The 17,133-nt window shown below is 42.3% G+C and carries 14 protein-coding genes; 12 read left to right on the forward strand and 2 right to left on the reverse strand.

Going from position 1 to position 17,133, the window contains the following annotated elements; genetic code table 11:
- The first annotated feature begins 263 nt into the window (after window positions 1–263).
- From JMW64_RS14070 to JMW64_RS04090, 4 genes are all read left to right on the forward strand, one after another.
- The gene (locus tag JMW64_RS14070; RefSeq protein WP_227694051.1) at window positions 264–1,352 is read left to right on the forward strand and encodes an NUDIX hydrolase; all 1,089 of its coding nucleotides are present in this window, start codon (window positions 264–266) and stop codon (window positions 1,350–1,352) included.
- 170 nt (window positions 1,353–1,522) lie between these two features.
- Window positions 1,523–2,383 carry a carboxylating nicotinate-nucleotide diphosphorylase gene (gene nadC / locus JMW64_RS04080; RefSeq protein ID WP_045451696.1) on the forward strand — a complete coding sequence of 287 codons (861 nt, stop codon included), beginning with the start codon at window positions 1,523–1,525 and terminating at the stop codon, window positions 2,381–2,383.
- 277 nt (window positions 2,384–2,660) lie between these two features.
- Entirely contained in the window at window positions 2,661–3,302 is a 642-nt protein-coding gene (locus JMW64_RS04085) for a MarC family protein (protein ID WP_083475671.1), read from the forward strand.
- Between the two features lie 293 nt (window positions 3,303–3,595).
- Window positions 3,596–4,978, forward strand: coding sequence for an NAD(P)-binding domain-containing protein (locus tag JMW64_RS04090; RefSeq protein WP_201553523.1), 1,383 nt, complete (start codon window positions 3,596–3,598; stop codon window positions 4,976–4,978).
- A 133-nt stretch (window positions 4,979–5,111) separates the two neighbouring features.
- Here the strand turns inward: JMW64_RS04090 and JMW64_RS04095 are convergent, their stop codons facing one another.
- Window positions 5,112–5,714 carry a LysE/ArgO family amino acid transporter gene (locus tag JMW64_RS04095; protein ID WP_201539543.1) on the reverse strand — a complete coding sequence of 201 codons (603 nt, stop codon included), beginning with the start codon at window positions 5,712–5,714 and terminating at the stop codon, window positions 5,112–5,114.
- Window positions 5,715–5,881: 167 nt separating this feature from the next.
- Here JMW64_RS04095 and JMW64_RS04100 point away from each other — a divergent pair, with 167 nt between their 5' ends.
- The 3 genes from JMW64_RS04100 (at window position 5,882) to JMW64_RS04110 (ending at window position 8,129) form a co-directional block, all read left to right on the forward strand.
- Entirely contained in the window at window positions 5,882–6,622 is a 741-nt protein-coding gene (locus JMW64_RS04100) for a hypothetical protein (protein WP_201553524.1), read from the forward strand.
- Window positions 6,623–6,847: 225 nt separating this feature from the next.
- Window positions 6,848–7,531 carry a hypothetical protein gene (locus JMW64_RS04105; protein ID WP_201553525.1) on the forward strand — a complete coding sequence of 228 codons (684 nt, stop codon included), beginning with the start codon at window positions 6,848–6,850 and terminating at the stop codon, window positions 7,529–7,531.
- 40 nt (window positions 7,532–7,571) lie between these two features.
- Window positions 7,572–8,129: a hypothetical protein gene (locus tag JMW64_RS04110; RefSeq protein ID WP_201553526.1), complete on the forward strand. Its 558-nt coding sequence runs from the start codon at window positions 7,572–7,574 to the stop codon at window positions 8,127–8,129.
- Between the two features lie 137 nt (window positions 8,130–8,266).
- Here the strand turns inward: JMW64_RS04110 and rluB are convergent, their stop codons facing one another.
- Window positions 8,267–9,196, reverse strand: coding sequence for a 23S rRNA pseudouridine(2605) synthase RluB (gene rluB / locus JMW64_RS04115; protein WP_201553527.1), 930 nt, complete (start codon window positions 9,194–9,196; stop codon window positions 8,267–8,269).
- A 588-nt stretch (window positions 9,197–9,784) separates the two neighbouring features.
- On the opposite strand from rluB, the gene JMW64_RS04120 reads away from it, so the two are divergent.
- The 5 genes from JMW64_RS04120 (at window position 9,785) to JMW64_RS04140 (ending at window position 17,091) form a co-directional block, all read left to right on the forward strand.
- A complete protein-coding gene (locus JMW64_RS04120) occupies window positions 9,785–10,876 on the forward strand; it encodes a polysaccharide biosynthesis/export family protein (RefSeq protein WP_201553528.1) in 1,092 nt (363 codons plus the stop codon).
- A 9-nt stretch (window positions 10,877–10,885) separates the two neighbouring features.
- Entirely contained in the window at window positions 10,886–11,362 is a 477-nt protein-coding gene (locus JMW64_RS04125; protein WP_201553529.1) for a low molecular weight protein-tyrosine-phosphatase, read from the forward strand.
- A gap of 31 nt (window positions 11,363–11,393) precedes the next feature.
- Window positions 11,394–13,655, forward strand: coding sequence for a polysaccharide biosynthesis tyrosine autokinase (locus JMW64_RS04130; RefSeq protein ID WP_227694053.1), 2,262 nt, complete (start codon window positions 11,394–11,396; stop codon window positions 13,653–13,655).
- 49 nt (window positions 13,656–13,704) lie between these two features.
- Window positions 13,705–15,708 (forward strand): nucleoside-diphosphate sugar epimerase/dehydratase, encoded by a 2,004-nt coding sequence (locus JMW64_RS04135; protein ID WP_201553531.1) that lies wholly within the window; start codon window positions 13,705–13,707, stop codon window positions 15,706–15,708.
- A 66-nt stretch (window positions 15,709–15,774) separates the two neighbouring features.
- Window positions 15,775–17,091: an oligosaccharide flippase family protein gene (locus JMW64_RS04140; protein WP_201553532.1), complete on the forward strand. Its 1,317-nt coding sequence runs from the start codon at window positions 15,775–15,777 to the stop codon at window positions 17,089–17,091.
- Window positions 17,092–17,133: the final 42 nt, after the last annotated feature.

Here is a 17,133-nt window from a genome sequence, read left to right on the forward strand (position 1 = left end):
AACCTTTTAGGCAGTAACGACAAGCAATATGCCGCTAAAAATAAGTCAATTAATATCGCTGGCTAGTCAGATGTTTTAATTATGCTCATTTTGAGCATAAATACAAGTACTTTTTATATATTTATGATTTATACAGACTCATTTTATATAATTACAACCACAAGCTATGATAATCGTTGATTCAAGCTATACTGAGCAAATGGTCAACAGCTTAGAAGTTGAGCTTTATTTAATAATTAAAATAAAAGGTAATCACTAAAGTCATGACGTTGTCTTATTCACACGCGCATCAGCAAGGTAGTGGCACCACAGAAGTCGTGGCCGTGCTAGTCGCCATTACTGAGCATACCGCTCGGGTCTTAACCGTTGATCAAGGAAAGCTGTTACCCAATGGTCCATTGATGCCGTTGCATCGCTCATTGCAAGCGGGTGTGCGCCAATGGGTTGAGGAGCAAACACAGCAACCACTTGGTTATTTGGAGCAGCTCTATACCTTTGTCGATACCAATAGGCGCAATGTTGATGGTCACGCATTGGTCTACGTGAGCTATTTGGGACTGGTGCAAGAGACACAAACGCCGCAGCTACAAAGCCAAGCATTGTGGCGTGATTGGTATGATTACTTTCCTTGGGAAAATCATTTGGATGGCATACCTAGCATCATTATGAATAATATTGTGCCAGCATTATTGAGCTGGGCAGATAGCGCTAAAGATTCAGGCATTCAGCAGCGCCGCCGTCAGCGTATTGGTTTATGTTGGGGTGTAAGTGAAGCGCTCTTAGTGGGTGATATGCCCACAAGTGAAAATGCGGATAATGAATACACAGCATACGATCATTATGAAAATAGAGAGTGGGTCGCTGAGCATGTGTTACTGCGCTATGAGATGCTGTATGAAGCGGGACTGATACCGGAAGCACCAAACTATCCACCCAGCTATTCAATGAATCATCAAAGCGTTCATCAAAGTGCTCACCAACCGAGCCATCAAAATAAGCTACCTGAAAACTGGTCACAGCTCATTGGGGTGCCAATGTATTATGATCATCGCCGAGTGATTGCAACGGCTATTTCACGGCTGCGTGCCAAAATTGAATACCGACCGCTTATTTTTGGCTTGATGCCAGATGTATTTACCTTGTCACAATTACAACAAAGCGTAGAAGCGCTCTCAGGAGTGCGCTTGCACAAGCAAAATTTTCGTCGTTTGCTAGATTCACAAAAACTTGTGATGGAAACAGGACAGAGTAGTAGCGCCCAACGTGGTCGCCCTGCCAAGCTTTATCGATTTCGTCATGATATTGAACTACAAAGCTTATTGATGGATAGTAAGTTGCCTAAGCGTAAATAGGAGTCGATAGACTACCTTGCTATCTTTATTTTGATGATTATAAAACCCTGTCGGCTGCACAAAATGATGACGGTTCCTTGCGAGGCTGTTAACTTTACGATATATTTATGCTCATTTTGAGTTTAATTGCATCAGCATATATGAACGCCACGTTTATTTAAGGGTTAAAGATGATAGTTAAAAAAGAACCAGCATTGGATGATGTATTGCTTAGACCTTTGGTTGAAGCTGCGCTAACTGAGGATTTGGGCAGACGCGGAGATGTCACATCACAAGCCACCATTCCAGCTGATATGCAAGCAAAGCTAGAGATTAAAGCGCGGCAAGCAGGCGTGATATGTGGTATGGATTTGGCACGTTTATCGTTTGCGATGGTTGATCCTCAGATTGAGTTTGTGGCTCAAGTTGCTGATGGTGAATGGGTCGACGCGGGTACAGTCTTGGCTAGTGTGGGTGGTAATGCGCGCCATTTACTGACAGCAGAACGTACCGCGCTCAATTTTATGACCCACTTGAGTGGTATTGCGACAGATACCAGAAAAATTGTAGATAGTGTGGCAGAGTATCCTGCGCAAATTACTTGTACACGTAAGACCATTCCAGGCTTGCGCATTGTACAAAAGTACGCGGTACGCTGCGGCGGCGGACGCAACCATCGTTTGGGACTGGATGATGCTATTTTAATCAAAGACAATCATATTGCCATCGCTGGTGATATAAAGACTGCGATTAAACAAGCCCAAGATTTTGCTGGGCATTTAATTCCCATCGAAGTAGAAGTCGATACTTTAGCGCAATTAGCGCAGGCACTAGACGCTGGCGTGAGCTTGGTGCTATTAGATAATATGTCCCCTGAAATACTAGCGCAGGCAGTAACGATGTGTAAAGGTCGCGCGAGAACAGAAGCTTCAGGTGGTATTACTCCTGAAACGGTACAAGCATCAGCAAAAACGGGTGTTGATTTTATTGCCATGGGTTATTTGACGCACAGTACCACAGCATTAGATATCGGTCTTGATTTTAGCGCATAATTTTCAATATGGCTGTCTTTACATACCTGTTTTAGCGATTAAGCTTTATGAGGTTATTTACCCGCAAATGGTGGCTGATAGGTCAATGTTTAGCCTCTATTTTCGTTGATAGTCTGCTGCCAGAAAGGTAAGCAAAGTTAATGATTTAATTAGCTTATCTGCCTATGATACAATATAAGCTACAAAGTTATTGTTAACCACCTATTGGGTCATCGTTGCACTTGCACGATGACCTTATCTTTTTGCCCGATTTGACTAATAGACAAGCGAGCGCTCAGTGAATACTGAAATCATCAAGATAATCTTAGCCTTTATGGTACTGATTAATCCCTTTAGCGCTTTGACGTTATTTTTGGATTTGACCCGTGGTTATTCGATGAATAATCGACGCAAAGTGGCGCGTGTTGCTTGTTTGACGATTTTTATCACTATTAGTTTCTTTACGGTAGCAGGCGAGACATTATTAAAAGCACTTGGTATTTCTATCGGCTCGTTTCAGCTGGCAGGTGGTATCTTGGTGTTTTTGATTGCTCTTAATATGATGAATGGCGACGGTAATCCCGTGAAGCCCGATCAAGAAAACTTCGATGTTGACCATGTACAAGACGCACCGCCCACTATGGCAGCAGCAGTTGTGCCAATCGCTATTCCAATGATGATTGGACCGGGTGGTATCTCGACGGTGATTATTTATTCTTCACAAGTCTCTGGTATTTTGCAAGTATCTGCCATATTGATTGCTGGTTTATTTATCAGTCTGTTTTGCTATCTAGCATTGATGGCGGCAGGTCGTATCAGTCGCTTGCTGGGTGATACTGGATTGAACATCATGAGCCGAATTATGGGGATGTTATTGGCGGCAGTTTCTATCGAAATTATCGTTAATGGCTTACGCACTTTATTTCCTGATTTAGTGTAATGACTCTGCTACCTTATGTTTGTCCGTCAACTTTTTGATTTATTCCTCAAAGGACGTGTTGAGTATTCAACCCTAGCACTGACAGTGCCGATTTATGCATGTTTAATACGCCCTAATGAAAAGCATGTGCCAACTCATATCAAATTTAAAAACCAAAGATTCGGTTAGAAGCCCTTTTTGGAGAATAGTCATGTCTTAAGCTATGGCTAATTAATCACCAAAAGTATTCGAAAAAACACCATTCATAAAAATATGTTACAGTGGACAGACAACTATTATCATAGGAGTTAGTCTTGAGTAATAAAAGAATTGCTATTTTAGGTGCAGGTCCAAGTGGTTTAGCACAATTACGCGCTTTTGAAGCAGCTCGTTTGGCTGGCGCAAAAAACTTACCTGAGATAGTTTGTTATGAAAAGCAAAACGCTATTGGTGGCATGTGGAACTATAGTTGGCGCACAGGGTTAGACAGAAATGGTGAGCCTGTTCACGGTAGTATGTACCGTTATTTGTGGTCTAATGGTCCCAAAGAGTGCTTAGAATTTGCTGATTATTCGTTTGACGAGCATTTTGGTGAAGCGATCCCTTCATACCCACCGCGTGAAGTCCTAAAAGACTACATTATGGGGCGTATCGATAAACAAGATATCCAAAAATACATTCGCTTTGAATGCCCAGTACGTTGGGTGTCATTCGATGATGACACGCAAAAATTCACCGTGACGGTGATGAATCATAAAACCAATGAGCAAGAAGTGGAAGAATTTGATTATGTCGTGGTAGCGACGGGTCATTTTTCCACGCCAAACATGCCTTACTTTGAAGGGTTAGAAGCTTTCCCCGGTCGCATTCTGCACGCGCATGATTTTCGTGACGCCTTAGAGTTCAAAGACGAAGATATTTTGCTCATCGGCAGTAGTTATTCAGCTGAAGACCTTGGCACGCAGTGCTATAAGTATGGTACCAAATCAGTCACTATCAGCTATCGCTCGCAAGCACTCGGCTATGATTGGCCAGAGGGCATCAAAGAAGTGCCTTTGGTCACCCATTTTGAAGAAGATGTGGCGCACTTCGCCGATGGTACTAGTCAAAAATTTGATGCCATTATTATGTGTACTGGTTACCTGTTTCATTTCCCCTTTATGCCCGATGAATTACGTCTGCAAACGCATAACTGCTTATATCCAGCCAACTTGTACAAAGGGATTTTCTGGCAGCCAAACCCAAAGCTCATTTATTTAGGTATGCAGGATCAGTATTTCACCTTTAATATGTTTGACGCTCAAGCATGGTATGCACGCGATGTGATGATGGGCGATATCGAATTGCCTGAATTGGTACACCGTGAAGCAGATGAGAAAAAGTGGTTGGCAACTTATGCGAAGTGCGTGACGGTCAGCGATTCAATCGACTTTCAAGCCGCTTATATTCGTGATTTAACCAATGCGACCGATTATCCAGAATTTGCAGTTGAAAAACAGGGTGAAATCTTAAAAGAATGGCAAAAAGATAAAGCCGATAATATCATGACCTTTAGAGAAAAGGCGTATCGCTCTACGTTAACAGGCACGCTATCGCCTGAGTTACCAGAGCCTTGGTTGGACGTCCTTGATGACTCGCTTGAGCATTTTTTGAACTTAACCTTCGTTAAGCCTAAAAAGCGTAAAAAAGTATCGTAAATAGTAAAAGTGTCAGATTCCAAAAAGCCAAACGCGTTTATACAATGTGTTTGGCTTTTTTTATTCTTATATTAATATGTAGGGGCTGTGTTAATGGTTTAGCCTATCACCTATTTTGCCTTTATCGCTATTTTTAACTTCGGTACAGATGCCACGCCAAATACAACATGAGTATCCCTACCAAAGCATCGAGTATATTCCACGCTTTTGGTTTGGCAAATAATGGTTTGAGTAATCGCGCCCCATAACCCAACGCAAAAAAGAAAAAGAATGAGGCGCTGACTGCACCGACTGCAAATGCCAGCTTACTACTAGCACCCGTTGAAACCATGCCAACGAGTACCAATGTATCTAAGTAGACGTGTGGGTTGAGCCAAGTAAAGCCAAAACATAATAACAGGGCTTTTTTTAAGCTGGTGACGACTTGTCCCTCGACGGTGAGTGCATGTGTGACGCGCACACTGGCATATAAGCTCTGCAATCCATATCCTAGCAAGAATATGACGCCAGCGAATTTTGCGATATTGACCACTTGCGGATATTGCGCCGTAACCGCGCCAAAACCGCCAACGCCAGCAGAGATTAACAGCGCATCACTGACCGCGCAAAATAAGCAGACAAAAAATATGTGCTCGCGTTTGAGTCCTTGTTTGAGTACAAAGGCGTTTTGTGAGCCAATCGCGATGATGAGCGATAGCCCAAGTAAGAATCCAGAGGTGTAGTCGGTCGCATTCATAATAGTGTGCTTAGCATGGGGCGGATGAGAGGTGTTGACATTTTGCTTACTGGCAGCGTGGTAAAAAGCTGTTAAGATACGCTATTGGATAAATCTATGCAATACGAGCGCAATAAGCGTGCACGGGACGAGGGGTAAGGTAGGTCATGGTGGTAAGTCTGACAAGAATGCTAAAGTCATTTGGGCAAGCTCAAGATGACCTGCCAACGCTAGCAGCCAAAAATGCTCAGGAGATGGCTATCAGTCAAGATATAGAGGTGACTGATAACAATAGTAAAAACAATGATAAAAATGATCAAGCTGTCAGTCAGCGTTCCGTACTGACGCCGCCTGAACGCAGCGAACGTATTTGTGATGCTTTGGCGCAAGTGAGTGATATCAGAACGCCGACACCATTGACTGATCGCTACCTGTCCAATCGCGCTCAGATGCGCCCGACCAATAGACCGCCTTTTGACCCCGATACCTTGTGGTATCTCAAACATGGACGCTGCCCGATTATGACTGAGCTTGTTGATGTGGTCGATGAAGCCACCCTAAACGCCATGCCCATCGAGGCCGTTGCGATACTAGACCGTATCAATGGTAAGTTAAAACGCTATCGTGAGTGGAGCAGTGAGCTGAACGAGGAGCAACAGCAACATAATGAACGCCAATTTGTCATCGATAAGCTGGTGTCAGAGAGCATTCCAGAAGCCCTCCATCATTATGAGCAATTACAGCGTTTTAGTCCGCACCGCACCAAAAACAATATGGTGCAAGGAAAAATGACGGCAGGTGACATGCTGACGGATTTGTTTTTAGAAATTGATTATGAGCTTGATGAATTGTTAGATGAGCTGCATCAAACGGTGATGAATCGTTTGGCTTCAACGCACCGTTATGTCAAAAGCCGGACAAAAAGTTAATGGCTGTTGATTGTCATTATAAAATTAACATAATTCAGAGCTGTGATTAAATTGGGGACACGTCCTAACATGGTTTTCACACAAGCGACGCAATGCATAACAATATAGGGCTTTAATAGAGCCTTATTTTTTTGTTTAATAATAACTATCTATCTTATTTAGAATAATAAGAAATTTACCAAGCTATTTAGCCAAGCCATTTTATTCAACAATTAGGATACTCTAATGACTCAAGTTACTGCGATGTTTGTCATGTTCATTTTATATGGAGTGTTACCAGTAGCTGGGTTATATCTGGGGTATCGTGGTGTCAAAAAAATGACTGCGCCTAAAATGCTTGAGTACAAAGCGATGCCGCAATTGGGTTATATCCCAGAAAAAAGCTTGCCTGTTGAAGTCAAAACAGCACTCGACCAAATCAATGAAAAAGGGGAAAAGCTGCGGGTCATTTATGGCGATACCAATAATGATGGCAAGATAGACGATAAAGACACGGTCAATGAAACCTACATTATGATTCAAAATTTAATGGACAGACATGTGCCACTTGCTGTAACTGACTATCGCCGCTTGCACGACTTAGATGTGGGGGATGGCGCACGCGCTGACACGACCAAAATCAAGCACTCTAATGTGACTGGAAAAGAAGCGCTATTAGATGTATTACGTACCATTAATACTCAGTTTGATGATTTACTGAATGCCTCTTATCATCAAGATGGTCAAAAGCTGCTGGCGACCAACCGCTATCTACAAAAACGCTTTAATAATCCTGCTGCTACGACAGATATGCAAAAGCTCGATAGCAATGTTAGTAGTGTCAATAGTGCTAATATAGAAATTAAAGCGATTGAAAATCCAACTGGCGCAACTGGTAAGAATGTGAGTGCTGAGAATATTAAACTGTAAAGGCAAAGTGGTGTGATTAAACGATGAAGAGTAAGGGTATATGAGCATCTTAATAGGCATTGGCATTGTAACGACCGTCACCACCTTTTATTTGGGTAAAAAAGGCTGGCATGCGCTACACAAAGCGGTCGGTATTTCGCCAGGTGTACTCACTTATCAGGATTATGATGCACCGTTGTCATTGTCCAAACTTAGTTGGCAGCAACTAAATTTACATAAAAAACACCTGAAAAATTTGTCAGAGCCACAGCTGCGCCAATTAAAACGTATCGATGAAAAAGTAACCCGCTATCAAGCGTATCCAAAGTCACTACAAGCTCAGCATAAAACGCCTGCCGTAACCGAGCAACAGTTTTTATTGAATAAGATGTTACACACTAGGCTGCCTGAAATGCTTGCCAGTCATCATCATCTAGCGAATGTTAATATAAGCGCGGACAATGCAGATAATGAAAAAAAGGCAGAAGCCAATCAGTTATTACAGCAGGTATTTAATAATATTGAGCAGCGTCTAGATAGATTATTAGAACAAATGGAAAGTCAGCAGTTGCAAGAGCTACGAGTCATGAGGAATTATATTAATAGCCACGATAGCTAAATATAAGTCGTCAGGTTGACAACGACTTTTTGTAAAACTTATATAAAAAAGCAGCCAATGATGAATAATCATTGGCTGCTTTTTTGTGGTCTACTTTAAATCAATTAAAGATTTAAAATCAGGATAGATTGATACAATTAGCGTTTGTCGTTGCGGTCACGAGTATTGCGCGTACCACGGCTGGCAGGGCTAGCACTGCTTTTAGGCTTCGCGCTGCTATTGCGAGTGTCGCTACGACTGTCAGTAGCGCGACGCGCTTTAAGCGGCTTGCTTCTGATACGCTCTTGCTTCTCTTTCGCTGCGCCATGCAGACCCGTACCATAACGAGGACGTAAGCTCACTAGATCGGTCAACGTATTGATATCTTTTCTGTCGAGTTCTAAGAAACGACCAGTACGTAGCTCTTTTGGTAGAGCAATCGTACCGTAACGCGTGCGTAGTAGACGGCTTACTTTCAGGCCTTGTGATTCAAACAAACGACGTACTTCGCGATTACGACCTTCTTTTAGTTGGACGTGATACCACTTGTTGACGCCTTCACCACCGCCTTCTTTGATATCTTCAAACTTTGCAATGCCATCTTCTAGCATAACGCCAGCCGTTAATGCACGTGCAATTTCAGGAGTCACTTCACCCAATACACGTACTGCGTACTCGCGAGTGACTTCGCCAGACGGATGCATCAAGCGATGCGCCATCTCACCATCATTGGTAAACAATAATAGCCCAGTTGAATTGATGTCCAAGCGACCAACCATCACCCAGCGATCATGAGTCAGTTTTGGTAAACGCTCAAAAACGGTTGGACGACCTTCTGGATCTTTAGCAGAGCAGACTTCGCCTTCAGGTTTGTAGTAAGCGATAACACGGCGACGCTTTTCGTTTTCAGAGGTGTATTTAATCTGACGACCGTCAACACGAATCTCATCGCCTTGCTCGACGCGATCACCAATGGTCGCAGGTCCGTTATTAACAGTAACACGCCCTGATTTTATGACTTCTTCCATTTGACGGCGTGAGCCAAGACCCATACGGGCGAGGGCTTTCTGTAATTTTTCATCTTTCATAATCATGTCCTTGAGTCGGTGGGTTTACATTTCTCAATGTAAAAAATTGGATTGACTATTCTACGCTATTTTGATGACTTTAGCACGCAAACCAGTATCTACAAACGGTATCAATTTATCGTTTTATATTAATAAAAGAAAGTTTGCTAAATTAAAAGAGATTTCTAAAATAAAAGTTGATTAGGGTGTTATAAAAGTAAGGTATTTGCACACAAATGCTTATATTTATTTTTTAATAAAACAGTGATTTCTTCGAATATTATTAAGATCAATTAAGCAGTATAACCAATACCAAATTTATATTTTTGACAGCATGAACCCTAAAAAATACTGCTAACTCCGTTGAATATGTCTGCCGATTTAGATTTTTCTGTCTTTTTGTTTTTATCGATATGCGCTATACACCTTTTTTGAAAAGGGTTTACCTAAAATAAATTAACTAAAAAAATGTTCTTACATCAATGTTTATAAATATTGCGTTATGTATAGTTTAGGTGTATATTCAATAAATACATCCTTTTTTATGAATATATTGATAGCAGCAAGGCACTTATTTTTGATTCACGAATATAAATATGAGTAACTGTTATGGTTTATAAATATTTCATTTCTGTACAAAAGCGCTCCTTAATAGCAAGTGCGTCTTGCTTATTGCTGACAGTATTGCTCAGCAGTTGCACAATAAATTCAGGACTTCAGTCTGGAAAATTACCCGAGTCAGGGACATTCATTGCAGAAAATGGTCTACAATTCTATATTCAACCTTTGAGTTTGGCTAATCTACCAGCTAAAGAAGCCGTCATCCTTGATCGAGATTTATATCATTTAGTAAAAACATCTGGGCGTGTCAGCTATGGCATTGCTAAAGGGGATGTTCTCAATATTATCCTGACCAATTATCCAGATATTAACGCCTCAACGTCTAGTCTGACCGTTGACCAGCAAGGGTTTATACAATTCCCCTTAATAGGGAGAGTCAAAGCCAGCGGTCTCAGTGTGCCGCAGTTCACTGCCACTTTGCAAAGCAAGCTTCAACGCTATCTCAAATACTCAGATCCTCAGGTCAAAATCATCAACTACCGTGGTAGTAAGTTTTTTGTGGATGGTGAGGTCAAGCAGTCTGGTGAGTTTGCTATCGCAGATGTGCCCATCTCAGTATATGGCGCTATTTCTATGGCGGGTGGTACGACTGATACGGGTGATTCAAACCATATCGTATTAAACCGTCAAGGCAAAAATTACAAGCTCGGTATCCAATCATTAAATCAAGTGGGGCTGTCTGCCAATCAAATATACTTACAAGACGGTGATGCTATTCATGTCAATAGCCAAAGCCGCAATAAGGTCTATGTATTAGGAGAGTTTGGCAAAATTGAGCCCATTGCTATTCCTGAGCAAGGGCTGAGCCTAGCGCATGTATTAGGTGAGTCAAATGGGTTGAATTCTAATACAGCCAATGCGGCCAAAGTATATATCGTTCGGGATAATCCAAAGTATCAATACACAAATATTTATTATGTCGACATGCAAAGCATCACAAGTTTTACCTTGGCCAGTCGTTTTGACATGCAAGCCAATGACATCCTTTATGTTGATCCAACTGGCTTGGCGCGCTGGAATCGTATTATCAGCGCCATACTGCCTTCAACATCAGCAATCAATGTGATTTCAGGGATATAGGAGTCAGTCATGGGAGCGTTTGATCAGATCTTGGTTGTTTGTGTTGGCAATATATGCCGCAGCCCGATGGCCGCTGCCATATTAACGGCATATTACCCAGAAAAGCACATTGACTCTGCTGGTTTGTCAGCGCTCGTAGGTCACGCAGCTGATGCCAAAGCGGTTGCATTGATGGCCACTCATAATATAGACATCAGTGCTCATATCGCTAAGCAAATTGATGAAGCATTAGTCAGTCAGTCAGATTTAATTTTGACGATGACAACCAGCCAAACCAAATGGATTGAAAGTCAGTGGCCGCACTGTCGCGGAAAAACCTTTCGAATAGGGCATTGGCTTGATAAAGATATTGCTGACCCTTATCAGCAGGATGACTCAGCATTTGAGAAGAGTAGACAAGATATTATCGATAGTCTTGAACAATGGACTGACAAGATTAGCGACGCGACATCGATTAGAGCGTTGAAGTTCAGCGAATGCTATTAAACGATCAACATTGAGCGATGAGTATATGGTTATGAATAATATGGATTCAAAAGACCTATCAACGTCTACGGGCGAAAAAAACAATGACGACATCGATTTAATGGCGCTGGTTTTAGTATTGTTACGTGGTTGGAAAATCATTGCTCTCATGGCGATATTGGGGCTTTTACTAGGGCTTTTGTATACCCGCTATGTGAATCCCATCTATAAATCAGATGCGCTGATACAGATTGAAGAAAATACTCAAGGAATAGAGGCGCTTGGCGAGAGTATCTCAGAGTTGGTTGGTGCAGAAGTCAGCAAAGCGGAGACAGAAGCAGAGCTGATACGATCACGTATGATATTGGAGCCAGTGGTTGAGCTATTGCACCTGCGCATTAAACTAACAGATCCCAATATTGGTCATCTTGATAGAATAAAAAGCAATCGTACTTACACGCAATTAAACACACCGGATGATGTGTCTCTTGATACCGAAAATGGCATAGTAAAAGTCCGCCAATTTGATGTATCACCAGCGTACTTAAACCAATCTTTTACACTAACAAAATCTGCTACAGGGTTTGTTTTGAGCAATGGGTTTGATGAATTTAAAGGTCAGCTTGGTCAGGCGCATCAGTTCAAAGGGTTGGACGGTCAAATTAATATTACTGTCACAGAGTTACCTGCTGATGGTTACCCAATTAATATTAGTAAGCAGACGATAAAGGCTGCGACTGACGCTATCAACAGCGCCTTATCCGTTGAAGAAAAAGGTCAAAAAACGGGGATTATTCAGCTGTCGATGACGGGTCCCAACCAAGAGCAAATCACGACTATACTCAATCAGATCGTCCGATCTTACGTCGATCAAAACCAATCTCGCGGTTCTGAAGAAACGACCAAAACACTTGCCTTTATGGAAACGCAGATCCCCCTATTAAAAGAAAAACTAGAGACTTCTGAAGCACTGTTTAATGACTTTCGTAAAAAATATGGCACGATTGATGTGGGTAAAGAAGCCGAGTTGTTATTGAATGAGAAATCCCGCATCGATGAGCAGCTCAATGAGCTTAAACTCAAAAAAGCAGACCTAACCACTTATTACACCGAAGAACATCCACTGGTCATTCAAATTAATGAACAGCTCAAAGTGCTCAATAATAGAACAAGAGAGATAGATAATACTATTGCAGGTCTACCTGAAATACAGCGAGAGTTTCTAAAGCTATCAGAAGATACGGCAATCAATCGAGAAATCTATCTAACGCTGCTCAAAAATTATGAGCAACTTAAAATCGTCAAGGCTGGTCAAATCGGCTATGCCCGTATTATCGATTCACCGACCAGTACCTTTAATGCCATTGCACCAAATAAACTACAAATCCTGATGCTGACCACATTGATAGGCATGATGTTTGGGGTAATGCTGGTGCTCTTGAAGAACCTTGTTAGAAATGTCGTAAAAGATCCAGAGCATTTAGAGGTCACAACGGGCATTCCTGTCATCGCAACGATTCCACGCTCACCCTTACTGTCGAGGTTGAGTAAAAAGAAGAATACCACCCCTCGCATGCTCGCTCATGTTGATCACAGTAGTTTGAGTTATGAGGCGATCAAAAGCTTAAGAACCAATTTGATGTTTGGTATGCCAATGGGGACAGCGGTCGGGCAGCCCGCGCAAGTCATATTGATTACTGGGGAGAGCCCTGGTGTGGGCAAGTCGTTTATCGCTGCCAATTTATCAGAGGTATTTGCCCAGCTCAACAAAAAAGTCTTGGTCATAGATGGTGACATGCGCTTAGGTGAGCTGCATAAAATGTTTAATATGAGCCAACATGATGGTCTTGCCGATTATTTGTTGCAGGATAAAAAGCATTTTTCTCCGATTGATGGTACTCGATCAGACAGTGAGGTTCCTAGCTTAGGGGTCGAAAGCTTTATTCACCCCACTGGTATGGAGTTGATTGATTTCATACCGCGCGGACGGCAACCGCATAATCCCACCTCCTTATTGATGGGCGAAAAATTCAATCATTTGATGGCAGAATTAAAAACTCAATACGATTATATTGTCATCGACTCACCCCCGATATTGGCGGCGTCAGATGCTATGGTACTTGCGCAACATGCAGACAAAGTACTCATCGTTACGAAGTTTAATCATTCAATAGAAGGGCAGCTGGTTTATGCGATCAAGCAAATGAATAAAGCCAATGTACAAGTAGATGGCATTATTCTCAATGATGTACAGCAGGGTCTTATGGATAAATATAGCTACCATTATCATTATGCCTATGGAGATAACCGCTAGTTTGCGTGGTTGTCGCTCATAAGCAAACCAACTTAATTGGGTGGATATTATGTTTATAAAAACAGAGTCAAACAATGCTTATCAATCGTCCAGTGGTTTTAATCAATGGTCGAAGCGTATGGCTCTGTATTTATTGTCATTACCACGCCTGACTAAAAGTACCCTCTTATTTAGTATAGATTTTGCCATGTCGATCTTTTGCCTATTATTGGCATTGATGCTACGACAAGGGTATATGGCCTCTCATATCAGTCTTGCAGCATTGGCTTTTTATGCATTCGTGCCGGTTGCTAGCTTATATCTTATTGGTTTTTATCGCAGCGCCTCTCGAGGGTTTTTTGATGCAGTGATGGGTCGTGTGCTGCAACTGTTTTTTTTACTTATTATTGTTTATCAAGTCATCATTTATTTGAGCCCATCAGCGACAATACCGCGCTCAGCCCCCGTTATATTTTTATTTCTATTTTTTATTTGGCTGTGGAATAGTAGGCTCATGATCCGCGCGTTACTGAAACGTCTACAGGGTGCAGGTCAAAGCCGTCGTCCAGATGCCTGTTGTGACAACGTGATTATCTATGGTGCAGGAGAAGCTGGTCGAGAGTTGCTAGAAAGTTTGAGGCATTCTTATCAGTACAATGTGGTGGCATATATCGATGATGATCCGCAGCTTACTGGGGCTTATTTACATGGCAAACAAATATATGCGGCTCACGCGCTTCCGTGGTTGATAGAAAAACTCAATGTGGCGCAGGTGATTTTAGCCATGCCCTCTATGAGCCGTGCTCGTAAAAAACAGATTATGGACAGTCTGTCAGGTATCTCCGTTAAGATAAAAGACTTGCCAAGCTTACGTGAGCTTGCTGATGAGATAGTAACCGTCAGTCATATACGACCCGTTGACATACTAGATGTGCTCGAACGAGAAACGGTCGAACCTGTTGCGGAGTTGCTACAAAAAAATATCACGGGCAAAAATGTTCTCGTTACCGGGGCAGGTGGTTCAATCGGTAGTGAGCTGTGTCGGCAAATCATCAAAAATAAGCCTAAATGCTTGGTGCTATATGAACAGTCTGAGTATGCTTTATACACTATAGATCAAGAACTTGGTAATCTAAAAACAGCGAATGCTGATTATCAAAATATTGAGATTATTAGCATTATCGGCAGTGTCAGTAACGAAAAAAAATTAATCAATATATTCGAAAAAAACCATATAAAAACGATTTATCACGCTGCAGCCTATAAGCATGTGCCTATTGTTGAGTCCAATCCCTTTGAGGGCACCATCAATAATACCAAAGGCACCTACCATTGTGCCCGTGCTGCGATACAGGCTCGCGTTGAGACTTTTGTGCTGATTTCTACTGACAAAGCCGTGCGACCTACCAATGTCATGGGAGCGTCCAAACGCTTGGCTGAGTTGGTCTGCCAAGGATTGAGCCAAAGTAACAGTCAGACTTGTTTTAGCATGGTGCGTTTTGGCAATGTTTTAGGGTCATCAGGCTCTGTGGTGCCGTTATTTACCAAACAGATTGAGCAAGGAGGTCCGATCACCATCACTCATCCAGACATCACACGCTATTTTATGACGATTCCAGAAGCGGCCAGTTTGGTTATTCAGGCAGGTGCGATGGCATTCGGTGGTGAAGTGTTTGTGCTTGATATGGGCGCGCCCGTCAAAATTGTTGATCTGGCAAAACGTATGATTCGTTTGACAGGTTGTGAGCTAAAAGATGATAGCAATCCCAATGGCGATATCGAAATCGTATTTACTGGCTTGAGACCGGGTGAAAAGCTCTACGAGGAGTTAATCATTGGTGAAGACAATATCGAACCTACTTTTCATCCATTGATTATGCAAGCAATGGAGCACAGCTTTCCTTTGCAAGATATCGAAAATATTTTATTTGAATTTGCAGAAAAAGCAAAGCAGCAGGATGTGGTCTGGCTAAAAACACAGTTTAAGTTTTTTGTCGAAGGTTACCGAGAAGGGTCTGATAAAGATGGCGAGGTAGAGAAAGTAGATACCACACTGACAGATGAAATGGGTTAATAGAGAGAGGCGCGCTGTCATAAATTCCTTACAAGTTCTGTGAGTCACTAAATTGGACAATATGTCATGAGCTCTGGAGTATTTTCATCGATACAGAGCACAATAAACAGGTTGAAAACCAGTCACTTTGTGCGAGATGTGGTCATGGTCGGTGGCGGGATTGCTGCTGGACAGGCCATCGCCATGATTTTTATGCCATTTCTTACCAGACTATATAGACCTGAGGATTTCGGTATCGCTGCTGCCTTTACTGCTATCGTCAGCATTATTACGCCGATTGCCACTATGGGCTATGCCAATGCAATCGTGATGCCTGACAGTGATGAGGATGCTGCGGCCATTGCCCGATTGTCCATATTGCTCAGTGTGGTTATAGCTGTCCTCTCATTCATTGTTGTCTATGTCGGCAAGTTTTATTTGGCAAGTTGGATGGGTATGGAAAGCACGCCAAACATGCTATATCTCATACCATTAACGCTATTAGTCGGTGCTTTTCTTTCTGTCGCTGATCAGTCTGCTATTAGAGTGGGCTTATTTAAAGCGAAAGCTCGGGCTTATGTGGAAAGCAAGCTTGTGACAGATAGTAGTAAGCTGATAGGCGGTATGCTAGCACCTTCAGGGATGTTGCTTATTTTATTGACGATAGCAGGGCAGCTCACAAACTTTATCATGCAGATGCTTCGTGTACCTAGAGTAGGTGTGTTAAATGTGCGTCATTGGTTTGGTACTAAGGGTGTTCGACATGCCGCCATATCGCAGCGTGATTTTGCGATATATCGTATGCCACAAAGTATCCTGAATGCGGCTTCAGTGGGGTTGCCAACTATCTTGTTAGCATCACTATTTAGTGCCTCTTCTGCAGGGCAGTATTCGTTGGCTGTCCTTGTGCTTGGTGCACCCGCGATGCTGTTAGGTCAGGCGGTTGGAGAGGTTTTCTATCCTAAAATTACGCGTGCCATCACAGCAAATTCACCTGAGGCTTATCAATTTTTATTAAAAGTGACGTTGATTTTATTGGTGGTTGGTATTGTGCCATTCGGTACGGTGTTCGTTTTTGGTGATTATCTTTTTTCTTTAGTGTTCGGTGTAGAGTGGGCATTGGCAGGTAGTTATTCGCAGTGGCTGTCTATTTGGCTTTTGACCAGTTTAGTGTCTGGTGCGAGTACTGCGGCATTGCCAGCATTGCGTTTACAGCGATTTCTTTTGATTAGAGAAGTGTTTGCAGTGGTATTTCGTGCTGCAGCGCTGTATGTAGGTTTTGACGTTTTTGAGTCAGATATGATAGCCATTGCCCTTTTCTCATTTGTTGGGGTTTTGCTCAGTTTATCTATCATTTATGTTGCTTTTCGGCGTCTTGTTCATATCGATGAAGTGGAGCAGTAGGTATGTTTTTTGACTGCTTTGAATGTCATAAAGGATATGTAT

It is taken from the genome of Psychrobacter immobilis, assembly GCF_904846065.1.
Lineage (GTDB): Bacteria > Pseudomonadota > Gammaproteobacteria > Pseudomonadales > Moraxellaceae > Psychrobacter > Psychrobacter immobilis_H.